The following is a 5,243-nucleotide window of genomic DNA, read 5'->3' as shown; positions in this document are numbered from 1 at the left end:
GGGCCACGGCCACGCGCACCGGGCTCACGCGCGCCAGCACTTCGGCGAAGTACGGCTCGCGCAGGTCGATGCGCACGGCATGGCGCAGCCGGCGCTTGCGCCAGCCGGCATACAGCGCCAGCAGCGTGCGCGGCAGCATCACCAGCAGCGCCAGCAGGCCCAGGTACAGCAGCACCCAGCGGCGCCCGTCGGCAGGGCCTGGGCGCATGCCGGTACGGAAATGCATGCGCTCCAGCTCGCCCAGGCCGATCGGCTCCAGGTGAAACAGCGCGGTGACGGGCGCGAACAGCACGCGCAGCAGCGCATGCACCTGCGACGCGTCCAGCCAGGTGCTTTCCCAGCCGACCTGGTACTGCCGCACCAGCCCGCCGACGGCGATGGACAGCGCGATGCCCAGCGCCCACAGGGCCGCGCACGAATGCACCAGCTGCTTGATGCGCCAGCCTTCCAGCGTGCCGGCCGCCTGCCACCAGCGCAGCTGGAACTGCGCCGCGCTGGCGCTGTGCACGCCGGCGCGCAGGCGTTCGGCCGGCCGCGCCATGCCCAGCCAGCGGCGCAGCTCGGCCAGCGGGCCGCGTTCGTGCAAGCCCTTGGGCAGCCAGGGCGCGGCGACCCGCAGCACATAGACGACGAGGTTCCATGCCAGGAACGCCAGCAGCGGCGGCGACAGCATGTCCACGCGGCTTGGGTCCTCGATGCGGTCGAGCACCGCGCCCATCAGCAGCGCCAGCACCGGCAGCGTCCAGCCGAGCACGCCGCGCCAGGGCGCGGGCTCCTGCAGCGCGGCCAGGCGGGGGTTGCGGTGCGAAACGATGTCCAGGAAGCGCCGCGCGCGCTCCTGCAGGTAGCGCGCCGCATCGGGCGCCTGCTGGCCTGGCGTGTCGCGGCTGGCCTGCAGCGCCGCCTGCTCGAGCGCGTCGCGCTCGGACAGGCCCAGCAGCTTGCCTTCGGGGTCGGCCGATTCGATGGCCTGCACCAGCACCAGCTGGCGCGCGTGCGCTTCATCGAGCGTGAGCGTGCTCGGCGTGTCGGGTGCGGAAGAGGTGGCGGGGCTGGACGGCATGGGCGCCCAAGGATGCCAGATCGGCCGCCGCCGCGGCGCGGTACCGCGGCGGACTTCAGGCCAGCGTGGAGGGATCGAGGTTCGCGCCGCACAGCAGCAGGCAGACCGTCTCGTCCGCGCGCGGCTTCCAGGCGCCGCTGTGCAGCGCCGCCAGGCCCAGCGCTGCCGCCGGCTCGACCGCCAGCTTCATCTGCTTCCACAGCCACAGCTGGGCATCGCGGATGGCCGCATCGGGCAGCAGCAGTGCGTCTTTCACGTGCTGCTGCGTCACCGTCCAGGCAATGTTGCCGATGCGCTTGGCGCCGAGCGCATCCGCCGCCACGCCGCTCACCGCCACGTCCACCGGCTCGCCGGCGGCGCGCGCCTGGTACAGCGTGGGCGCGCGTTCAGGTTCCAGCGCGACCACGCGCGCGCGGCCCTCGAACCAGGAAGCGATGCCGGCGATCAGGCCGCCGCCGCCCACGCTGACCAGCACGCTGTCGGGCAGGCGGCCGCCCTGCGCCTCGATCTCCCTGGCCACCGTGCCGGCGCCGGCCACCACCTCCGGCTGGTCGTAGGCGTGCGCGAGCAGTGCGCCGGTCTGCCGCTGGCGCGCCAGACAGGCTTCCAGCGCGTCGGCATAAGCGGCGCCGGTGACCACCACCTGCGCGCCCAGCTCGCGCAGTTTCTGCTGCTTGGCCGGGCTGGACGTGGTCGGCACGAACACCTCGCAGGGCACGCCAAGCTCGGCTGCGGCTGCCGCCGCGGCGATGGCGGCGTTGCCGCCCGAGGCGATGATCACGCCGCTGGCGGGAATCGGGTTGCACAGCAGCCGATTGAGCATGCCCCGTGCCTTGAAGCTGCCGCCGGTCTGCAGCTGCTCCAGTTTGAGCCACACCTCGGCGCAGTCCACGCCCAGCGCGCGGCCGGGCAGCTTCCACAGCGGCGTTTCGCGGATGAAGTGCGCATGGCCTTCGCGCAGGCGGCGCGCCGCGGCATCGATGTCGGTAGGGTTCATGGTGCGAGCTTCAGCCCTTCGGGCACAAGAGGTCGCACCATTATCCGCACGGTGTCAGAACGAATGCCGGATGCCCGGGAGCTCAGGCGCCCGGCACGATCAGCGCCTTGCCGGTGTTGGGTCCTTGCGTCGCGCCGGCGATGGCGGCGCGCGCCTGCGCAAGCCCGTGGGTCGAACGCACCGGCAGCGCAATGTCGCCGGCGGCAATGGCCGCCCACAAGCCCTCGGCCATCGCCTCGCGCTGCGCGGTGTTGCGCCGCAGCCAGTGGTCGACGCCGAAGCCGCGCCAGGTCAGGTTGCGGTAGATCAGGTCGGCGTTGCCCATGGCAGCGGGCTCGCGCTCCAGCACGCCGTAGCTCACGATGGCGGCGCCCGGCTTGAGCGCGGGCAGCATGCGCATCACGGCGCTGCCGCCCACGCAGTCGAGCAGTGCGCCCATGGGCTCGCCTCCGGCCGCGGCCAGCACCGCCGCGGCCGGGTCCGCGCTCTGCGAGCCCACCGCCGATGCCGTGCCTGCGGGCGGCGCACCCCGATAGATGCTCACCACGCGGATGCCACGCCGCCGCGCCAGGCCGCGCACCAGCGCGGACACGGTGGAGCTGGCAGCGTTGATGGCGATCCAGTCACCGCTTTGTGCGCCGCTGTCGTCCAGCAGGCCCCAGGCGGTGACCGGGTTGAGCGCGAACTGCGCCGCCGCCTCGGGCGCCACCTTGGCCGGGACGACGAACAGCTTGTCGGCCGGCACCGCCGCGTACTCGGCCCAGCAGCCCGGGTGGCGGAACGCCACGCGCGTGCCTTCGGCCAGTTGCACGCCCGCGCCGGCCTTGACCACCACGCCACAGCCTTCCAGGCCCGCCGCCTGCGGCAGGCGCGGCTGGATGCGGTAGTGCCCGCCGATGAACATCAGGTCGGCCGGATGCACCGGGCTGGCTTCGATGCGCACCAGCACCTCGCCGGCCTGTGGTTGCGGGACAGCGATGCGCTGCACTTCGATGACTTGCTGGGGATCGCCGGCGGCATGGAACACGGCAGCCTGCATGTGGGATTGGTTCACGGGCACTCCTTGGTTGCGGGTTCGGATGCCCGATTTTTGTTGTATTGACCGCGATCATTCGTGCTGTTTACGGCGTACATTTTTTCGCTATGGACAACAATCACGCTCTGCTGCCGGACCTCCGCGTGTTCGCCTGCGTGGTGGAGCAAGGCAGCTTCACACTCGCCGCGCGGCTGCTGAACACCAGCACCGCCGCCACCAGCCGCTCGGTGCGCAAGCTGGAGGACGCGGTCGGCGTGCAGTTGCTCAACCGCACCACGCGGCGCGTCGGCACGACCGACATGGGCGCGGAACTGTACGCGCGCTGCCGCAGCGGCCTGCGCCAGCTGGACCAGGCGATCACCGAGGTGCGCAACAGCCGCACCGAGGCGCGCGGCCTGATGCGCGTGACCAGCTCGCTCAGCTTCGGGCACAGGTTCGTCGCGCCTGCCGTCATCGATTTCCGCATGCTGCATCCCGACATCGAGATCGAGCTGTCGCTGACCGACGACGTGCTCGACCTGGTCGAAAGCGGCTTCGATATCGCGGTGCGCGGCGGCCTGCCCAACGACGCGCGGCTGATCGCCCGCAAGCTGGCGCCGCTGCCGATGTACGTGTGCGCCTCGCCCGCGTTCCTCAAGCGCAATCCGGCGCCGAGGCGGCCGCAGGACCTGCGCGGTGCGCAGTGCATCCGCTTTCGCTTGCGCGGCGCCAACCAGCCGTTCGCCTGGGAATTCATGGACGGCAGCGGCCAGCGCTTCGCCGTCGAGGTGCAGGGGCCGCTGGGCTTGGACGACATCGAAGCCGTTTGCGACGCCGCCGTCGCCGGCCTGGGCTTCGCGCAACTGCCCGGCTACGTGGCGGTGCAGCCGATCCGCGACGGCAAGCTGGTGCCGCTGCTGCTGGGTGATCTGGACGCGAGCCGGCTGTTTGCCGTGACCTACCTGAACCGCAGCGACATGCAGCCGTTGCGCGATACGCTGTTCGTAAAGCATCTGGGGACGCGCCTTGCCGATCCGCAGCCCTTCCTGCTGAGCGCCAAGGAACTGCGCGCCTTCAGTCCGCGCAAGTAGCGGGACTCACGTCAGTCCAGCTTCAAGCCCTTGGGCAAGGGGAAATGCACGGTCTCCTGCACGCCGTCCATCTTGCGCACCGACACCGCGCCCAGCGCCTTGATGCGCTCGATCACCTGGTTGACCAGCACCTCGGGCGCGGAGGCGCCGGCGGTCAGGCCCACGCGTGCGGCGCCCTGCAGCCATTCGGCTTTCAACTCCTCGGGGCTGTCCACCATGTAGCTGGGCACGCCCAGCTTGCGGGCCAGTTCGGCCAGGCGGTTGCTGTTGCTGCTGGTGGGGCTGCCGACCACGATCATCACGTCCACCTGCGGCGCCATGATCTTCACCGCGTCCTGCCGGTTCTGCGTGGCATAGCAGATGTCCTGCTGCTTGGGTTCGCGGATCGACGGAAAGCGCGCGCGCACCGCGGCCATGATCTGCGCCGCGTCGTCCACCGACAGCGTGGTCTGCGTCACCACCGCCAGCCGCTCGGACTGCGTGGGCTGGATGCCGGCGACGTCGGCCACGTCTTCCACCAGGTAGATGCCGGCTTCCAGCTGGCCCATGGTGCCTTCGACTTCCGGGTGGCCCTTGTGGCCGATCATCACGAACTCGTAGCCCTCGCGCGCGAGCTTGGCCACTTCCATGTGCACCTTGTTCACCAGCGGGCAGGTGGCGTCGAACACGTGGAAGCCGCGCGCCGCCGCCTCGGCCTGCACCGCCTTGCTGACGCCGTGCGCGGAGAACACCAGCGTGGCGCCCGGGGGTACGTCGGCAAGGTCTTCGATGAAGATCGCGCCCTTGGCCTTCAAGTCGTTCACCACGAAGGTGTTGTGCACGATCTCGTGGCGCACATAGAGGGGCGCGCCGAACTTCCGCAGCGCGCGCTCCACGATCTCGATGGCCCTGTCGACCCCCGCGCAGAAACCGCGCGGCTCCGCCAACAGAATTTCGACGTCCGAAGGTGAAGGCAATGACGACGACGGTGACGACACGATGGTGAATTTCTCGTCGTTCATAGCACCCCGATCACTTGCACTTCGAAGGTGACGGGTTGACCGGCCAGAGGATGATTGAAGTCGAACAGCACCGCGT

Annotated in this window: 5 protein-coding genes and 1 pseudogene; 1 reads left to right on the top strand and 5 read right to left on the bottom strand. The window is 70.5% G+C overall.

The window, feature by feature from the left end; all coding sequences use genetic code 11:
• The 3 genes from H0U68_RS23165 to H0U68_RS23155 form a co-directional block, all read right to left on the bottom strand.
• On the bottom strand, positions 1 to 1,063 hold a 1,063-nt coding region (locus H0U68_RS23165), incomplete at its 3' end, for a DUF2868 domain-containing protein (protein WP_296359259.1).
• A gap of 55 nt (positions 1,064 to 1,118) precedes the next feature.
• A complete protein-coding gene (locus H0U68_RS23160) occupies positions 1,119 to 2,060 on the bottom strand; it encodes a threonine/serine dehydratase (RefSeq protein WP_296359258.1) in 942 nt (313 codons plus the stop codon).
• Positions 2,061 to 2,142: 82 nt separating this feature from the next.
• Positions 2,143 to 3,114, bottom strand: coding sequence for a 2-enoyl thioester reductase domain-containing protein (locus H0U68_RS23155; RefSeq protein ID WP_296359257.1), 972 nt, complete (start codon positions 3,112 to 3,114; stop codon positions 2,143 to 2,145).
• Between the two features lie 89 nt (positions 3,115 to 3,203).
• On the opposite strand from H0U68_RS23155, the gene H0U68_RS23150 reads away from it, so the two are divergent.
• The gene (locus H0U68_RS23150) at positions 3,204 to 4,166 is read left to right on the top strand and encodes a LysR family transcriptional regulator (RefSeq protein ID WP_296359256.1); all 963 of its coding nucleotides are present in this window, start codon (positions 3,204 to 3,206) and stop codon (positions 4,164 to 4,166) included.
• Between the two features lie 11 nt (positions 4,167 to 4,177).
• Here the strand turns inward: H0U68_RS23150 and ispH are convergent, their stop codons facing one another.
• Together ispH and H0U68_RS23140 are read right to left on the bottom strand one after the other, a co-directional pair.
• Entirely contained in the window at positions 4,178 to 5,167 is a 990-nt protein-coding gene (gene ispH, locus H0U68_RS23145; RefSeq protein ID WP_296359255.1) for a 4-hydroxy-3-methylbut-2-enyl diphosphate reductase, read from the bottom strand.
• Positions 5,164 to 5,243: pseudogene (locus tag H0U68_RS23140) on the bottom strand (peptidylprolyl isomerase); the annotation flags it as partial. The pseudogene H0U68_RS23140 and the gene ispH, both read right to left, overlap by 4 nt.

The sequence above is a fragment of the Ramlibacter sp. genome (assembly GCF_013697775.1).
Classification (GTDB): domain Bacteria; phylum Pseudomonadota; class Gammaproteobacteria; order Burkholderiales; family Burkholderiaceae_C; genus Ramlibacter.
This window is presented reverse-complemented; position numbering and strand designations above follow the sequence as displayed.